This window comes from Paraburkholderia tropica (genome assembly GCF_914484835.1).
GTDB lineage: Bacteria > Pseudomonadota > Gammaproteobacteria > Burkholderiales > Burkholderiaceae > Paraburkholderia > Paraburkholderia tropica_A.
Window position 1 is genome coordinate 24437 of the sequence record NZ_CAJZAR010000100.1, and the last position, 739, is coordinate 25175.

Annotated in this window: 1 protein-coding gene and 1 pseudogene; both read left to right on the top strand. The window is 73.1% G+C overall.

Translation table 11 applies throughout. The features are described 5' to 3' along the window. A pseudogene (locus LDO54_RS39380) lies at positions 1-602 on the top strand (branched-chain amino acid ABC transporter permease); the annotation flags it as partial. Continuing rightward, the coding region (locus LDO54_RS39385; protein ID WP_436975763.1) for an ATP-binding cassette domain-containing protein at positions 599-739 on the top strand (141 nt) is incomplete at its 3' end. The pseudogene LDO54_RS39380 and the gene LDO54_RS39385, both read left to right, overlap by 4 nt.

A 739-nucleotide genomic window follows, 5' to 3' on the forward strand; every position in this document is an offset into this window, starting at 1 on the left:
CCGCGATGATCGTGCTGGGCTCGGCGTTCGCGGGCGTCGCGGGTACGCTCGCGCTGATCAACGTCGAACTCGCGGCCGCCGAGAGCGTCGGCATGATGCGTTCGGCTGCCGTGCTGATTGCGACGGTGACGGGCGGGGCGGGCGCGTTCTTCGGCCCGGTGCTCGGCGCGCTCGTCTGGGTGGCGTTCAGCGTGGGCGTGGCGAGCGTTTCGCGCGCGTGGATGCTTTACGTCGGCGTGTTCTTCATCGTCGTCGTGCTGACGGCACCCGAGGGGCTCGCGGGCTTCGCCCGGCGCGAACGCGCGACGCTCGCGCGCAACGGCTGGCGCGCCTGCCTCGCGCCGTGGTGCTTGTCGATCTGCGCGGCGGCCGGCGGCGCGTTCGCGTTCGTGCTGGCGGTGCAATGGGCCTACGCCGTCCGTTTCGGCGACGACGATGGGGCCGCCGCCGGATTCGCCACACTCGCGCCGCAGACGCAATGGGCGCTCGGCGCGGCCATCGCGGTGCTGAGCGTGATCGCCTGGCTGGCAGCCCGCCGCGCGCGCTCGCTACGACGCGCGCGTTTCGCTTCAGCCGATGGGCGCCGGGAGGCTCGGCCATGACGATCGCGCTGCGGCTCAGCGGCATCGAAAAACGCTTCGGCGCGACGGCCGTGCTGCGCGGCGTCGATCTCGACGTGCGCGCGGGCGAGCGTCACGCGCTGATCGGCCCGAACGGCGCGGGCAAGTCCACGCTGTTC